The 11,903-nt window shown below is 62.8% G+C and carries 18 protein-coding genes; 8 read left to right on the forward strand and 10 right to left on the reverse strand.

The window, feature by feature from the left end:
- The coding region (mmsA, locus tag RMO18_RS19325) for a CoA-acylating methylmalonate-semialdehyde dehydrogenase (RefSeq protein WP_309668144.1) at window positions 1-1,241 on the reverse strand (1,241 nt) is incomplete at its 3' end.
- A 90-nt stretch (window positions 1,242-1,331) separates the two neighbouring features.
- On the opposite strand from mmsA, the gene RMO18_RS19330 reads away from it, so the two are divergent.
- The 3 genes from RMO18_RS19330 (at window position 1,332) to coaD (ending at window position 3,288) form a co-directional block, all read left to right on the forward strand.
- A complete protein-coding gene (locus RMO18_RS19330) occupies window positions 1,332-2,222 on the forward strand; it encodes a LysR family transcriptional regulator (RefSeq protein WP_309668145.1) in 891 nt (296 codons plus the stop codon).
- 65 nt (window positions 2,223-2,287) lie between these two features.
- Window positions 2,288-2,722, forward strand: coding sequence for a CBS domain-containing protein (locus RMO18_RS19335; protein ID WP_309668146.1), 435 nt, complete (start codon window positions 2,288-2,290; stop codon window positions 2,720-2,722).
- A gap of 74 nt (window positions 2,723-2,796) precedes the next feature.
- Window positions 2,797-3,288, forward strand: coding sequence for a pantetheine-phosphate adenylyltransferase (gene coaD, locus RMO18_RS19340; RefSeq protein WP_309668148.1), 492 nt, complete (start codon window positions 2,797-2,799; stop codon window positions 3,286-3,288).
- Between the two features lie 50 nt (window positions 3,289-3,338).
- Here the strand turns inward: coaD and RMO18_RS19345 are convergent, their stop codons facing one another.
- The 3 genes from RMO18_RS19345 to RMO18_RS19355 form a co-directional block, all read right to left on the reverse strand.
- On the reverse strand, window positions 3,339-3,512 hold the full coding sequence (locus RMO18_RS19345; RefSeq protein WP_309668149.1) for a hypothetical protein: 174 nt from the start codon (window positions 3,510-3,512) through the stop codon (window positions 3,339-3,341).
- A 180-nt stretch (window positions 3,513-3,692) separates the two neighbouring features.
- Window positions 3,693-4,697, reverse strand: a complete 1,005-nt coding sequence (gene gap / locus RMO18_RS19350) for a type I glyceraldehyde-3-phosphate dehydrogenase (protein ID WP_309668150.1) — start codon at window positions 4,695-4,697, stop codon at window positions 3,693-3,695.
- Window positions 4,698-4,789: 92 nt separating this feature from the next.
- On the reverse strand, window positions 4,790-4,933 hold the full coding sequence (locus RMO18_RS19355; protein WP_309668151.1) for a hypothetical protein: 144 nt from the start codon (window positions 4,931-4,933) through the stop codon (window positions 4,790-4,792).
- A 156-nt stretch (window positions 4,934-5,089) separates the two neighbouring features.
- Between RMO18_RS19355 and RMO18_RS19360 the strand changes: the two genes are divergently transcribed.
- The 3 genes from RMO18_RS19360 (at window position 5,090) to RMO18_RS19370 (ending at window position 7,002) form a co-directional block, all read left to right on the forward strand.
- Window positions 5,090-6,058: a DUF808 domain-containing protein gene (locus tag RMO18_RS19360; RefSeq protein WP_309668153.1), complete on the forward strand. Its 969-nt coding sequence runs from the start codon at window positions 5,090-5,092 to the stop codon at window positions 6,056-6,058.
- Window positions 6,055-6,417, forward strand: coding sequence for a DoxX family protein (locus RMO18_RS19365; RefSeq protein WP_309668155.1), 363 nt, complete (start codon window positions 6,055-6,057; stop codon window positions 6,415-6,417). Before RMO18_RS19360 ends, RMO18_RS19365 begins: the two co-directional genes overlap by 4 nt.
- 63 nt (window positions 6,418-6,480) lie before the next feature.
- Window positions 6,481-7,002, forward strand: a complete 522-nt coding sequence (locus tag RMO18_RS19370; RefSeq protein ID WP_309668157.1) for a hypothetical protein — start codon at window positions 6,481-6,483, stop codon at window positions 7,000-7,002.
- On the opposite strand, the gene tkt is transcribed toward RMO18_RS19370, so the two are convergent.
- Entirely contained in the window at window positions 6,994-9,009 is a 2,016-nt protein-coding gene (gene tkt, locus RMO18_RS19375) for a transketolase (protein WP_309668159.1), read from the reverse strand. The two genes, RMO18_RS19370 and tkt, sit on opposite strands and share 9 nt — an antisense overlap.
- A 231-nt stretch (window positions 9,010-9,240) precedes the next feature.
- Here tkt and RMO18_RS19380 point away from each other — a divergent pair, with 231 nt between their 5' ends.
- Together RMO18_RS19380 and RMO18_RS19385 are read left to right on the forward strand one after the other, a co-directional pair.
- Window positions 9,241-9,729 carry a hypothetical protein gene (locus RMO18_RS19380; protein ID WP_309668161.1) on the forward strand — a complete coding sequence of 163 codons (489 nt, stop codon included), beginning with the start codon at window positions 9,241-9,243 and terminating at the stop codon, window positions 9,727-9,729.
- Window positions 9,722-10,081, forward strand: coding sequence for a cell division protein ZapA (locus RMO18_RS19385; protein ID WP_309668162.1), 360 nt, complete (start codon window positions 9,722-9,724; stop codon window positions 10,079-10,081). Before RMO18_RS19380 ends, RMO18_RS19385 begins: the two co-directional genes overlap by 8 nt.
- Window positions 10,082-10,168: 87 nt before the next feature.
- Here the strand turns inward: RMO18_RS19385 and grxD are convergent, their stop codons facing one another.
- The 5 genes from grxD to RMO18_RS19410 all read right to left on the reverse strand — a co-directional run.
- On the reverse strand, window positions 10,169-10,528 hold the full coding sequence (gene grxD, locus RMO18_RS19390; RefSeq protein WP_309668163.1) for a Grx4 family monothiol glutaredoxin: 360 nt from the start codon (window positions 10,526-10,528) through the stop codon (window positions 10,169-10,171).
- A complete protein-coding gene (locus tag RMO18_RS19395) occupies window positions 10,525-10,770 on the reverse strand; it encodes a hypothetical protein (RefSeq protein WP_309668164.1) in 246 nt (81 codons plus the stop codon). The genes grxD and RMO18_RS19395 overlap by 4 nt, the downstream gene beginning before the upstream one ends.
- Before the next feature lies 1 nt (window position 10,771).
- Window positions 10,772-11,008: a BolA/IbaG family iron-sulfur metabolism protein gene (locus RMO18_RS19400; RefSeq protein ID WP_309668165.1), complete on the reverse strand. Its 237-nt coding sequence runs from the start codon at window positions 11,006-11,008 to the stop codon at window positions 10,772-10,774.
- A 74-nt stretch (window positions 11,009-11,082) separates the two neighbouring features.
- The gene (locus RMO18_RS19405) at window positions 11,083-11,559 is read right to left on the reverse strand and encodes a GNAT family N-acetyltransferase (RefSeq protein ID WP_309668166.1); all 477 of its coding nucleotides are present in this window, start codon (window positions 11,557-11,559) and stop codon (window positions 11,083-11,085) included.
- A partial coding sequence (locus RMO18_RS19410; protein ID WP_309668167.1) for an AIR synthase-related protein occupies window positions 11,559-11,903 on the reverse strand: 345 nt, incomplete at its 5' end. The genes RMO18_RS19410 and RMO18_RS19405, both read right to left, overlap by 1 nt.

Here is an 11,903-nt window from a genome sequence, read left to right on the forward strand (position 1 = left end):
GTGCCGTTGCCGTATTCGTGGTCCATCGCGTAGCCAAGCGCCTCTTCATAGGTCTTGGCACGCACGGTGGACAGCACCGGCCCGAAAATCTCCTTGCGGTAGATCTCCATGTCGGTGGTCACATGGTCAAACAGATGCGGACCGACGAAGAAGCCGTCCTCATAGCCCTGCAGCTTGAAGCCACGCCCGTCGACGACCAGTTTGGCCCCCGCAGCGACCCCAGATTCGACCAGGCGCAGGATGTTGGCCTTGGCCGCCGCAGTAACCACCGGGCCATAATCTACATCATTTCCAGCGGTATACGGGCCGACCTTCAACTTCTCGATCCGCGGTATCAGTCGTTCGATCAGCGCATCCGCGGTGGCGTCACCCACCGGAACGGCCACGGAAATCGCCATGCAGCGTTCGCCGGCCGCACCATAGCCCGCACCCACCAAAGCATCTGCCGCCTGATCCAGATCGGCGTCCGGCATGATGATCATGTGGTTCTTGGCGCCGCCAAAGCACTGCACGCGCTTGCCGTTGGAACAGCCGCGGCCGTAGATGTATTCGGCAATCGGGGTGGAGCCGACAAAGCCGATCGCCGAAACCACCGGGTTGTCGAGGATCGCGTCGACCGCATCCTTGTCGCCGTTGATCACCTGCAACACGCCGTCCGGCAAGCCTGCTTCCTGCATCAGTTCGGCCAGCATCAGCGGCACCGTAGGATCACGCTCCGATGGCTTGAGGATAAAGGCGTTGCCGCAGGCAAGGGCCGGGCCCATCTTCCACAACGGGATCATGGCGGGAAAGTTGAAGGGCGTGATTCCTGCCGCAACACCAATGGGTTGGCGCATGGAATACATGTCAATTCCGGGGCCCGCGGAATCGGTGAACTCGCCCTTCAGCAGTTGCGGTGCGCCAACGCAGTATTCGATGACCTCCAGCCCGCGCTGAATGTCGCCCTTGGCATCGGGGACGGTCTTGCCATGCTCGGATGACAGCGCAACCGCCAGCTTTTCCATGTCGCGGTTCAAAAGCCGGACGAATTCCATCATCACCCGGGCACGGCGTTGCGGGTTGGTGGCCCCCCATTTCACTTGCGCCATCGCCGCATCGGCCACCGCGCTGTCAAGTTCGGCCTTGGAGGCCAGTGCGACCCGCGCCTGCACTTCGCCGGTTGCCGGGTTGAACACATCGGCGAACCTGCCCGATTTGCCTGCAACGTGCTTGCCGTTGATCCAGTGACCGATCTCTTTCATCGCCGTACTCCCTTGGTTGGAGACACAATAGCCTTGCGGAAATGCCGAAAACAGAGGCAAGATTTCAAAAGGGTTTTGCAGGAATGCATGATGGATTGGGACGATCTCCGTATCTTTCTGTCCGTGGCGCGCAGCGAAAGCCTGTCGGCGGCAGGCAAACTGCTGAAGATCGACCCGGCCACCGTGGGCCGCCGTATCGCGCGGCTTGAGGCCGAAGTCGGCACCCGACTATTCGCAAAATCGCCGCAAGGTTACGCGCTGACCGAAGAAGGCACCCGCCTGTTGCCGCATGCCGAGGAGGCCGAGGCCGCCCTTGACCGCGCCAGCGAGGCGCTGTCCGGTCCCGAGGGGCTGACCGGCCAAATCCGCATCGGTGCGCCGGACGGTTGCGCAAATTACCTGCTGCCGCAGGTGCTTGCGCGCATTTGCGACGAAAATCCGGGGCTTGAGGTGCAGATCGTTGCCCTGCCGCGCGTGTTCAACCTGTCCAAACGCGAGGCCGACATGGCCATCGCCGTGTCTCGCCCCGAAGCGGGCCGCCTTACCGTGCAAAAGCTGACCGATTACCGCCTGCACCTTGCCGCAAGCCGCGCCTATCTTGCCAGGGCCCCGATCCATGGCCCACGGGATCTGCAAAACCACCGCTTCGTCGGCTACATCCCGGACATGATTTTCGACAAGGAGCTTGATTACCTTGCCGAGATCGGGGTCGCGCCGGCCACCCTCGCTTCAAACTCCGTGTCAGTGCAGTTGAACTGGCTACGCCACGGGGCAGGGGTCGGCATCGTCCATGACTTCGCGCTGCCCGCCGCGCCGGAACTTGTCCGCGTGATCCCCGATCTGATCAGTCTGACCCGCGCCTTCTGGCTGATCCGCCACGAAGGCGACAGCCGGCTGGAACGGCTGAACCGGTTCGCCGATCTTCTGACCCGCGAGGTCCGGGCCGAGATGGCGCGGCTGGAGGGCGCTGGCACCGGTTGAAACGCTTGACAGAATCCCTTGTCGGGCGGACCCTTGGCCTTCGGTCAGCAGGGAGGGACCGCCTCATGCTCGTGCAACAGATCCTGAAATCCAAAGGCGATGACGGCGTCGTGACGGTTGCCCCCGGCACTTCGGTGGCCAAGACGGCAGAGGTGTTGTCGGCCCGGCGGATTGGTGCCGTCATCGTTTCGCCCGACGGCAAGCGCGTGTCGGGCATCGTTTCGGAACGCGACATCGTGCGCGAACTCGGCCGCCGTGGGGCTGCCTGCCTTGGCGAGCCGGTCGAAACGCTGATGACCGCAAAGCTGGTCACCTGCAGCCGGCAGGAAAGCACCGATGATGTAATGCAACGCATGACTGATGGCCGCTTTCGCCACATGCCGGTGATGGAGGGCGATCAGATGATCGGCCTCATTTCCATCGGGGACGTGGTCAAGGCACGGTTGATGGAACTTGCGGCCGAAAAAGACGCGCTGGAAGGCATGATCAAGGGCTTCTGAGCCGAGCGATTTGGCCTTGCACCGTCCGGCGCAATAATGTTGCGTGCGCTAACGGGGCAGAGGGGGCATCAGCCATGCGCATCGGTCTTTATCCTGGCACCTTTGATCCGGTGACATTGGGCCATGTCGATATCATCCAGCGCGGCATGGCGCTGGTTGACCGGCTGGTGATCGGTGTCGCCATCAACCGCGACAAAGGCCCGCTGTTCAGCCTGGAAGAGCGTGTGGCCATGGTCGAGGCGGAATGTGCGCCGATCATCGCCAAGACTGGCGGCGAGATCATCGTGCATCCGTTCGAAAACCTGCTGATCGACTGCGCCCGCGATGTGGGGGCCTCGATCATCCTGCGCGGCCTGCGCGCGGTTGCTGATTTCGAGTATGAATTTCAGATGGTTGGCATGAACCGTGCGCTGGACGCATCGATCGAGACGGTGTTCATGATGGCCGACGCCCGGCGTCAGGCGATCGCGTCAAAGCTGGTCAAGGAAATCGCGCGGCTGGGCGGCGATGTGTCAAAGTTCGTGACGCCACCTGTGGTCGAGGCACTGAAGCGCAAGTACGGCTGACATGCAAAGGGGGCCCAGAGGCCCCCGGATCGTCGTTCTGTTGCCCGAAGTCAGGCAGCTTTGCCGTAGACGGCCTCACGGGCAATACGCTCGGCGTCACCACGGTAGATGCCAAGGTCAAGGGCCACATCCAGCGGCATGTTGGCAATCTCGTCACGGGTCTGGCGGTACAGCGCGTAGTTGCTGGCGGCGGTCTTCAGCATGTCGAAAACGGTAATCATCATAGGTTCCTTTCAGTGCAAGGGTCTGCTTGTTCTCCTTGCATGACCATGATGTAGGCAAACTGCTAGCGCAAACAACGGCCAATGCTGCGGTGCGGCTATGCATCCATTGCATGCCTTATCCAAAAACGATGGGGCATTCCGCAGAATGCCCCATCACCGGCCAGCCGTTACGGCGGCGTGTCAGATCAGTTTGCCCATCGCCACGGCGGTATCCGCCATGCGGTTGGAAAAGCCCCATTCGTTGTCATACCAGCTGAGGATAGACACAAAGGTGCCGCCCATGACCTTGGTTTGGTCCATGTGGAAGATCGACGAATGCGGATCGTGGTTGAAGTCCGAGGACACCAGCTTTTCATCGGTATAGCCAAGGATGCCCTTCAGCGGCCCGCTCTCGGCTGCTGCCTTGATGGCGCTGTTCACCTCTTCCACGGTGGTTGCGCGCTTGGCGATGAATTTCAGGTCTACAACCGACACGTTCGGTGTGGGAACGCGGATCGAAATCCCGTCCAGCTTGCCTTTCAACTCCGGCAGCACCAATCCCACCGCTTTTGCCGCCCCGGTCGAGGTCGGGATCATGCTCAATGCAGCGGCACGTCCGCGGTACAGGTCTTTGTGCATTGTATCGAGCGTCGGCTGATCGCCGGTGTAGGAATGAATCGTGGTCATCATCCCTTTCTCGATGCCGATCGCGTCGTGAAGCACCTTGGCAACCGGCACAAGGCAGTTGGTCGTGCACGAGGCGTTGGAGACGACGATATCGTCCTTCGTCAGCGTGTTGTGGTTCACGCCATAGACGATGGTTTTATCAGCCCCATCACCGGGGGCCGAAATCAGCACCCGCTTGGCGCCGTTTTCCAGATGCGGCAGGCACTTTTCCTTGGAGGTGAAGATACCGGTGCATTCCAGCACGATATCGACGTTCGCCCATGGCAGATCGGCCGGGTTTTTCAGCGCGGTGACCAGCATATGACCACGGCCAACGTCGATCCAGTCAGCCCCCGTCGTCACTGTCGCCGGAAAGCGGCCGTGCACCGAATCATAGCGCAAGAGATGCGCGTTGGTTTCGACAGGACCAAGATCGTTGATCGCCACCACTTCAATGTCGGTGCGGCCCGATTCAATGATGGCGCGCAGAACATTGCGCCCGATCCGGCCGAAGCCATTGATAGCGACTTTGACGGTCATCACAGTTCCTCCATGCAAGATGCGACTCACGCACCGCTTGATAGCGGTAACATCCGCAGATGCCCGCCAATTACAACCTCAGTTTGACGCCGTCAGCGCCAAAAGGCCACCCACTCCACAAGATCTACGAACTTGTGCATCACGAACATGACAGCCAGGCCGTCATTCGCCAGAAGGTCCACCCCCAGCACCAGAACCAGGAAGACCCCAAGATACAGCGCAATCGTGTTGGTCACAAAGCCTCTCCCGGTTTCGCGATGCTTTACACCGGAATACTCAAAACCCCGTAAACGACCATAGTCGAAGGACGGAACCGCTAGAAGCCATCTTGCGTTGCTTTGCCAAACCCATGCTGGCGCGCTAAGTCAACGGGAACCAGGTAGGAGCCTTTGATGAGCGGACTTCTCGCGCTTCTTGATGATGTGGCCGCTATTGCCAAGGTTGCGGCCTCGTCGCTTGACGACATTGCTGCAGCGGCCGGCAAGGCCGGGGCCAAGGCCGCCGGGGTGGTGATCGACGATGCCGCCGTTACGCCCAAATACGTCCATGGCTTTTCCGCCGACCGCGAATTGCCGATCATCTGGCGGATCTCGCTTGGCTCGCTGAAGAACAAGCTGTTGATCCTGCTGCCGGGTCTGCTGCTGCTCAGCGCCGTTCTGCCGCAGGCGATAACCCCGCTGTTGATGATTGGCGGCGCCTATCTGTGCTTTGAGGGCGCGGAAAAGGTGTTTCACAAACTGTTCCCGCATGGCGACCAGGACGTCGCCGAAGACTTTGACACCAAGGACCCCACCCATCTGGAAGAAGAAAAGGTCGCCGGTGCGATCAAGACCGATTTCATCCTGTCGGCTGAGATCATGACCATCGCGCTGGCCACCGTTGAAAGCCCCAGCTTCTGGATGCAGGCCGTCACTCTGGCAGTGGTTGGTACGATGATTACGGTGCTGGTTTATGGCGCAGTGGCGCTGATCGTAAAGATGGATGACGTCGGCCTGCACATGGCTGCCAAGGGCCGGACCCGCGGTGGCAGGGCCGTGGGGCGTGGCCTTGTGGTGGCGATGCCAAATCTGATGGCCTTCCTGTCCACGGTCGGCACGGCAGCGATGCTGTGGGTCGGCGGCAATATCGTGGTGCATGGGCTGGATGTGCTTGGCTGGTCCTGGCTTTACGATCAGATCCATCATGTGGCGCTGGCCGCGGCGCACGCGTTGCCGCAGGCCGCAGGCTTTGTCGAATGGGCGGTGACTGCGGCAATCGACGGTGTCTTCGGCCTGATCCTTGGCGTGATCCTGATCCCGGTTGCGACAAGGGTCATCGGCCCGGTCGTTGCGGCGCTATCGCCCAGGAAAGCCGCGCCTTGAACGATTTTGCCACCCTCGTCGGGCGCGTCCTGATCGCGGCGCTGTTTTTGGCCGGGGCGGTCCAAAAGGGGGCGGACCCTTCGGCGGTCGAGGGCCTGCTTGCGGCGCGGGGATGGCCGGTCTGGCTGGTCTGGCCCGCGCTTGGCTTCAACCTCGGGGCGGGCATCGCGCTGATCGCGGGGGTCTGGGTCAGGCCGGTGGCGGGCCTGCTGGCCGCCTATTGCGCGGTGACCAGCCTGTTCCACTACATCCCGGCAGACCCGTGGCAGATGTCGATCTTCGTCAAGAACTGGGCCATCGCCGGGGGCTGCCTGATCCTTGCGGCGCATGGAGCCGGACGCTACGCACTGCGCCCCTGAAAAGGCGCGGAACCACAAGCCACGCGCCGCGTTGACCCTGCGAACCCATCACAGGAGTGCCGCATGGACCGCAAGCAATTCGAAGCCTGGGACCGCCGTATCATCACCCGCGCAGATCGGCTGTGGCAAGCGGCCGGTCGGCCGGAAGGCGCGCGCGACAGTTTCACCGAAGCCGCCCGCGAACTGATCGCGATCGAGGAAAACCCCGACTCCGGTACCCTTGATCCTGAAGATACCGCAAAGCCTGTGATCGAAGAGGCGTCAATCATGCGCAACCTTGGCGAATTCCCCACCCTGACCGATCAGGGTGAAGAGATGACCTTCCCCGACACCGCCGAGCCCGATTTCGCCGACGATGACGGCATTCACCTGTCAGACGGTGATGCCTCTGATAGCGGCGGTGTGCTGCCGCTGGATGACATGCCGTTGCACGAGTTGGCCGACATTTCCGTCGCCGACGCCGATATCACCAGCGACACCACCGACGCTGACAACGAACCTCCATCCGCCGAAGATGACCTTAACGACGATGGACTGCCAGATCAGCCCGCTTTCGGGTCTTCCGCTGACAAAAGGTCAGAGTAGCGCCTTCGCTTTTGCTACAGTGGCCTCGGCGGTGATGCCGAATTCCTTGTAAAGCCGCTCTATCGGGGCGGATGCTCCGAACGTTGACATGCCGATGAAACCTGCCTTGGCTTCACGGCCGCGCTCGCCCAGAAGCCAGCGATCCCAGCCCTGCCGAACGCCCGCCTCGATCGCGACCCGCACGGGGCCTGCGGGCAGCACGCGCTTGCGCCACGCCTCGTCCTGTGCCGCAAACAGCTCCATGCACGGCATCGACACGACGCGGGTGCCAATGCCGTCGGCCTCCAGCGCCTCCCGCGCTTTCAGCGCGATCTCGACCTCGGACCCGGTGGAGATCAGGATTACCTGGCGCTTGCCCGTCGCCTCGGCCAGCACATAGGCGCCTTTGGCAACCATGTTCTGCGCGGTATGCACCTTGCGCACGGCGGGCAGGTTCTGCCGGCTCAGCGCCAGAACCGAAGGCGTGCGCTCCGAGGTGAGCGCCAGCTCCCACGCTTCGGCCACCTCGACCAGATCGGCGGGGCGGAACACCAAGGTGTTCGGCGTGGCGCGGGAAATCGCCAGATGCTCCACCGGCTGATGGGTCGGGCCATCTTCGCCCAGACCGATGCTGTCATGCGTCATCACATAAACCACCGGCACACCCATCAGCGCGCTAAGCCGCATCGCGGGGCGGGCGTAATCGGTAAAGCACATGAAGGTGCCGCCGTAGGGGCGCACCCCGCCATGCAGCGCCATCCCGTTCATCGCCGCCGCCATGCCATGCTCGCGGATACCGTAATAGATGTAACGCCCCTTGCGGTCGTCGGGCGAGAACACGCCCAGATCGGCGGTCTTGGTGTTGTTCGACCCGGTCAGGTCGGCCGATCCGCCGATGGTTTCCACAACCACCGGGTTCACCGCCGCCAGCACCTTTTCCGATGCCGTGCGGGTGGCAAGCTTTGGCATATCCGCCACCGCCTGCTTTTTCACGGTGCGGATTGCCGCTGCCAGCTTTGCCGGGGCGGTACCCGCAAAGACCCGTTCAAACTCGGCGCGCCGGGCGGCGGGCAGGGCGGCCATCTGCGCCTCCCACTTTGCCCGCGCTGCGGCACCCTTGGCCCCCAGACCTTCCCACCAGCCCTTGATCGCCGCTGGCACCTCGAACGGTGCCGCGGTCCAGCCGTAGCCAGCCTTTGCCGCCGCCATCTGCGCGGGGTCGGTCAAGGCACCGTGGCCCTTGTTGGTATCCTGCGCTGCGTGGCCCAACGCGATGTGCGTCTTGCAGGCGATCATCGCCGGGCGCGGGCTGGCCTTTGCGGCCACCAGCGCGCGGTCGATATCCTCGGGGTCATGCCCGTCGCAGGCAAACACATCCCACCCGGCGGCGGCAAAGCGCGCTTTCTGGTCGGTCACGTCAGACAGCGAAACCTTGCCGTCGATGGTGATGCCATTGTCATCCCACAGCACGATCAACCGGCTGAGCGCCAGCTTGCCCGCCAGTGCAATCGCCTCGTGGCTGATGCCTTCCATCAGGCAGCCGTCGCCGGCAATCACATAGGTGTGGTGGTCCTGAACCTTGGCCCCGAACCGGGCGCGCAGGTTTTCCTCGGCAATCGCGAAGCCCACCGAATTGGCAATGCCCTGGCCCAGCGGCCCGGTCGTGGTTTCCACCCCGGCAACATGGCCATATTCCGGGTGACCGGCAGTGATCTTGCCCCACTGCCGAAAGCCCTTGATCTGGTCCAGCGTCATGTCGGCATAGCCGGTCAGGTACAAAAGGCTGTAGATCAGCATCGATCCATGCCCCGCCGACAGGATGAACCGGTCACGGTCGGCCCAGCGTGGGGCCTTGGGATCGAACTTCAGATGGTTGGCAAACAGCACCGTGGCCACATCTGCCATGCCCATCGGCATCCCTGAATGGCCCGAGTTTGCTGCCGCGACGGCATCCAGCGTCAGGGCGCGGATTGCACAGGCGCGCATCCAATGATCGGGGTGGCGGGCGCGCAGGGTCGATATGTCCAAGGCCGGTTTCCTTTGGGTAAGGGCTGCAGGGCAGGGTCGCTAGGGTCCTAACGACCTGCAAAGGCAAGATCAAGCACGTCGCCCAAGGTGTTGGTAAGAAAGGCGCGTCCCATTCCTGCGGTTTCGCGCTAAGATCGCTCTTGACCGCGACGCGGACGATTCGCACTGTGGCGCGCAGGGGCCGCCTTTGGGGGCAAAGGGGCGTCCGCAGCAGACGGCAAGGGGTGGGCAATGCAAAACATCACGGATCTGGAACAACGGATCACATCGGCGCTGGAGCGTATCGGCAAGGGTGTCGACCGGCTCGATGGCGCGCCACGCGCCAAGCCGGTCCAGACCCCCGCTGCGCCAGACCAGGCGCTGCGCACCCAGCTGGAAGAAGAAAAGACCCTGACAGCACAGCTGCAGGACCGGCTGCGCGCCTTGAAGGACCGCGACAGCCAGACCGGCCTGCAGGAAAAGATCGACCGGCTGACCCAGCAGCTTGATGTGCAGGGGCTGGAACTGCAGCGGATGCGCCGCACCACCGCAGCGCTGCGCGAGCAACTGGCGCTGCTGGGTCAGGCGCAAGCGTCAGGGGTGACCGACCCGCAGCTGATCAACAAATCCATGGTGGTCGAACTTGACGCCCTGCGCGCGACGCGGCTGACGGAAATGGCCGAAATGGATGAAATTCTCGCGGCGCTTGAACCGCATCTTTCGGAGGCCGGACATGCCTGATCTAGAAGTCACCATCGGTGGACGCCCGTTTCAGGTGTCGTGCCAGCCCGGCGAAGAACATTTTCTGCGCTCGGCTGCCGGGATGCTGGATGCCGAAGCGGCCCCCTTGATCGAACAGATGGGTCGGCTGCCCGAAGCCAAGATGTTGCTGATGGCGGGATTGCTTTTGGCCGACAAGACGGCGGCGCTGGAAGATGAACTGCGCGTCGCCCGCGGCCGCGTGGCCGAACTTGAGGCGCGGCCCGTCGGCACCCGCGATGTGGCGGTGATCCCGCCGCAAGTGATCGAAACACTGGCCGAAATTGCGGCCCGCGCCGAAGCGATCGCGGCACGGGTGGAAGAAAAGGCCTGATTGCTAGCGGCCCGCGCGCGATTTCTTTACAGAAATCCCGCCGTGTCACTCAAGGCGTCCGAACCGAAAGCTCCGGTTCGGCGCTGATCAGCCGTTGGCTTCGCGGATCTTGTCCGCCGCCGTCTTGTCAAAGGTCACACCTTTGGCCTCGAACAGCTGATCCAACTCTCCCGACAGGGTCATTTCGGTGACGATATCGCAGCCGCCAACGAATTCGCCCTTGACGTAAAGCTGCGGGATTGTCGGCCAGTCCGAGAACTCCTTGATCCCCTGCCGTACCTCGGCGTCCGCCAGCACGTTCACGTCCTGAAATTCCACGCCCATGAAATTGAGCACCCCCGCCACGCGGCTGGAAAACCCGCATTGCGGCATCATCTTGGTGCCCTTCATGAACAGCACCACGTCATTCTTTTCGATGGTTGCCTTGATCGTGTCTGCCGCGCTCATCGCCCGTTCTCCTGTTCGTCCCGGTCAGAGGCCGCGGAATATCCGCCGCCCGTTTCGCGCTGCGCCAGATACGAGGCCATGCGCCGTTCCATTTCCGCCTTCTCAGCCCGCCGCCGTTTTGCATCGGCATCCGTGTCGTCCGGGTCAGCGCCCTTGTTGCGCTTGCGGCGCAGGATCGAAATGACTCCGATCAGCGTCATCGCGATCGGAACAAGATTGCCAAAGCCGCTTCCCAGCGCCATGTCAATCCGGTGCCTTTGTGGTCAGGGCCAGCGCATGCAATTCACCCTGTGCGCCGTCCATCCGGCCCTTCAGCGCTGCATAAACCGCGCGCTGCTGTTGCACCCGGTTCATCCCGCGAAAGCTTTCGTCGATCACATGCGCCGCGAAATGCGCGCCGTCATCGCCTTCAACCGTGATCCTGGCGTTGGGAAAGCTTTCCCGCAGCAGGCTTTCGATATCACGGGCATCAATTGCCATCCGTCACGTCCTTCTTGTTCGGGTTTGAATGTAGGGCTGCCGTCGGGGGGTCGCAAGCCCGGTTTTGACAGCACCTATCGTGGCAGCGCGTCCCAGTCGGTGCGCAGCATGCCGTACAGCAGCGTGTCGATCACCCGGTCGATGCGTGGCACGTATTCATGCTGGCGCAGCCGTCCTTCCAGCACAAAACCGGTTCGCACATACGCCTTTTGCGCGCGCAGGTTTTCGCCGCTGCAATCCAGCCACAGCCGCCGTGCGTTCAGGCTGTCAAAGCCATAGTCAACAAGGGCGCGCAGGAAGGCTGCCCCTTCGCCCTGGCCCGGCGCATCCAGCGCCAGACGCATCAGGCACACCGACCCCGACGGCTTGCCGATGTCGCAAAAGATCGCAAAGCCGCGTGCCTCGCCCCAGATCAGCAGCCGCGTGGTGGGATCGGCAAGATAGACCGCCAGCGCCGTCTCGTCCTCGTCGGTCAGGTACGGGGCGTTCTCGGGCCGCCCGACCACCGCGCGGACAAAGCCGATATCGTCCAGAGTTCCGGCGCGCAGCATCAGCCAACGGCCGCCGCAAACGCGCTTCGGTACAGGGCGGACAGGTCTGCCAGTGGCGCCGTGTCGGTACCAAAGCCAACGGTGCTGCCGCCAAATATGCCGGCGCGCAGGGTGGGCACAGCGCCGGCCCGCGCCGCAGCTTCCAGCGCCGCGGCTTCTTCTGGGGCGCAGGCCACCAGATAGCGCGCCTGATCTTCGCCAAACAGCGTCGCTATATCGGCGGCGGCAAGGGTTACCCCCAGCCCCGCCGCCTCGGCCATTTCGAACGCCGCCAGCGCCAGCCCGCCATCGCTGAGGTCGCTGCAAGCCCGCAACGCCTTGCGGTTGGCGCGGATGAACTCGCC

This window comes from Tabrizicola sp. (assembly GCF_031377265.1).
Lineage (GTDB): Bacteria > Pseudomonadota > Alphaproteobacteria > Rhodobacterales > Rhodobacteraceae > JAUYQR01.

What these genes read in the sequence shown, in the direction of transcription:
- RMO18_RS19330 (WP_309668145.1), top strand. Translation starts at nt 1,332, where the DNA reads ATGGATTGGGACGATCTCCGTATCTTTCTGTCCGTGGCGCGCAGCGAA.
- RMO18_RS19335 (WP_309668146.1), top strand. Translation starts at nt 2,288, where the DNA reads ATGCTCGTGCAACAGATCCTGAAATCCAAAGGCGATGACGGCGTCGTG.
- coaD (WP_309668148.1), top strand. Translation starts at nt 2,797, where the DNA reads ATGCGCATCGGTCTTTATCCTGGCACCTTTGATCCGGTGACATTGGGC.
- RMO18_RS19345 (WP_309668149.1), bottom strand. Translation starts at nt 3,512, where the DNA reads ATGATGATTACCGTTTTCGACATGCTGAAGACCGCCGCCAGCAACTAC.
- gap (WP_309668150.1), bottom strand. Translation starts at nt 4,697, where the DNA reads ATGACCGTCAAAGTCGCTATCAATGGCTTCGGCCGGATCGGGCGCAAT.
- RMO18_RS19360 (WP_309668153.1), top strand. Translation starts at nt 5,090, where the DNA reads ATGAGCGGACTTCTCGCGCTTCTTGATGATGTGGCCGCTATTGCCAAG.
- RMO18_RS19370 (WP_309668157.1), top strand. Translation starts at nt 6,481, where the DNA reads ATGGACCGCAAGCAATTCGAAGCCTGGGACCGCCGTATCATCACCCGC.
- RMO18_RS19380 (WP_309668161.1), top strand. Translation starts at nt 9,241, where the DNA reads ATGCAAAACATCACGGATCTGGAACAACGGATCACATCGGCGCTGGAG.
- RMO18_RS19385 (WP_309668162.1), top strand. Translation starts at nt 9,722, where the DNA reads ATGCCTGATCTAGAAGTCACCATCGGTGGACGCCCGTTTCAGGTGTCG.
- grxD (WP_309668163.1), bottom strand. Translation starts at nt 10,528, where the DNA reads ATGAGCGCGGCAGACACGATCAAGGCAACCATCGAAAAGAATGACGTG.
- RMO18_RS19395 (WP_309668164.1), bottom strand. Translation starts at nt 10,770, where the DNA reads ATGGCGCTGGGAAGCGGCTTTGGCAATCTTGTTCCGATCGCGATGACG.
- RMO18_RS19400 (WP_309668165.1), bottom strand. Translation starts at nt 11,008, where the DNA reads ATGGCAATTGATGCCCGTGATATCGAAAGCCTGCTGCGGGAAAGCTTT.
- RMO18_RS19405 (WP_309668166.1), bottom strand. Translation starts at nt 11,559, where the DNA reads ATGCTGCGCGCCGGAACTCTGGACGATATCGGCTTTGTCCGCGCGGTG.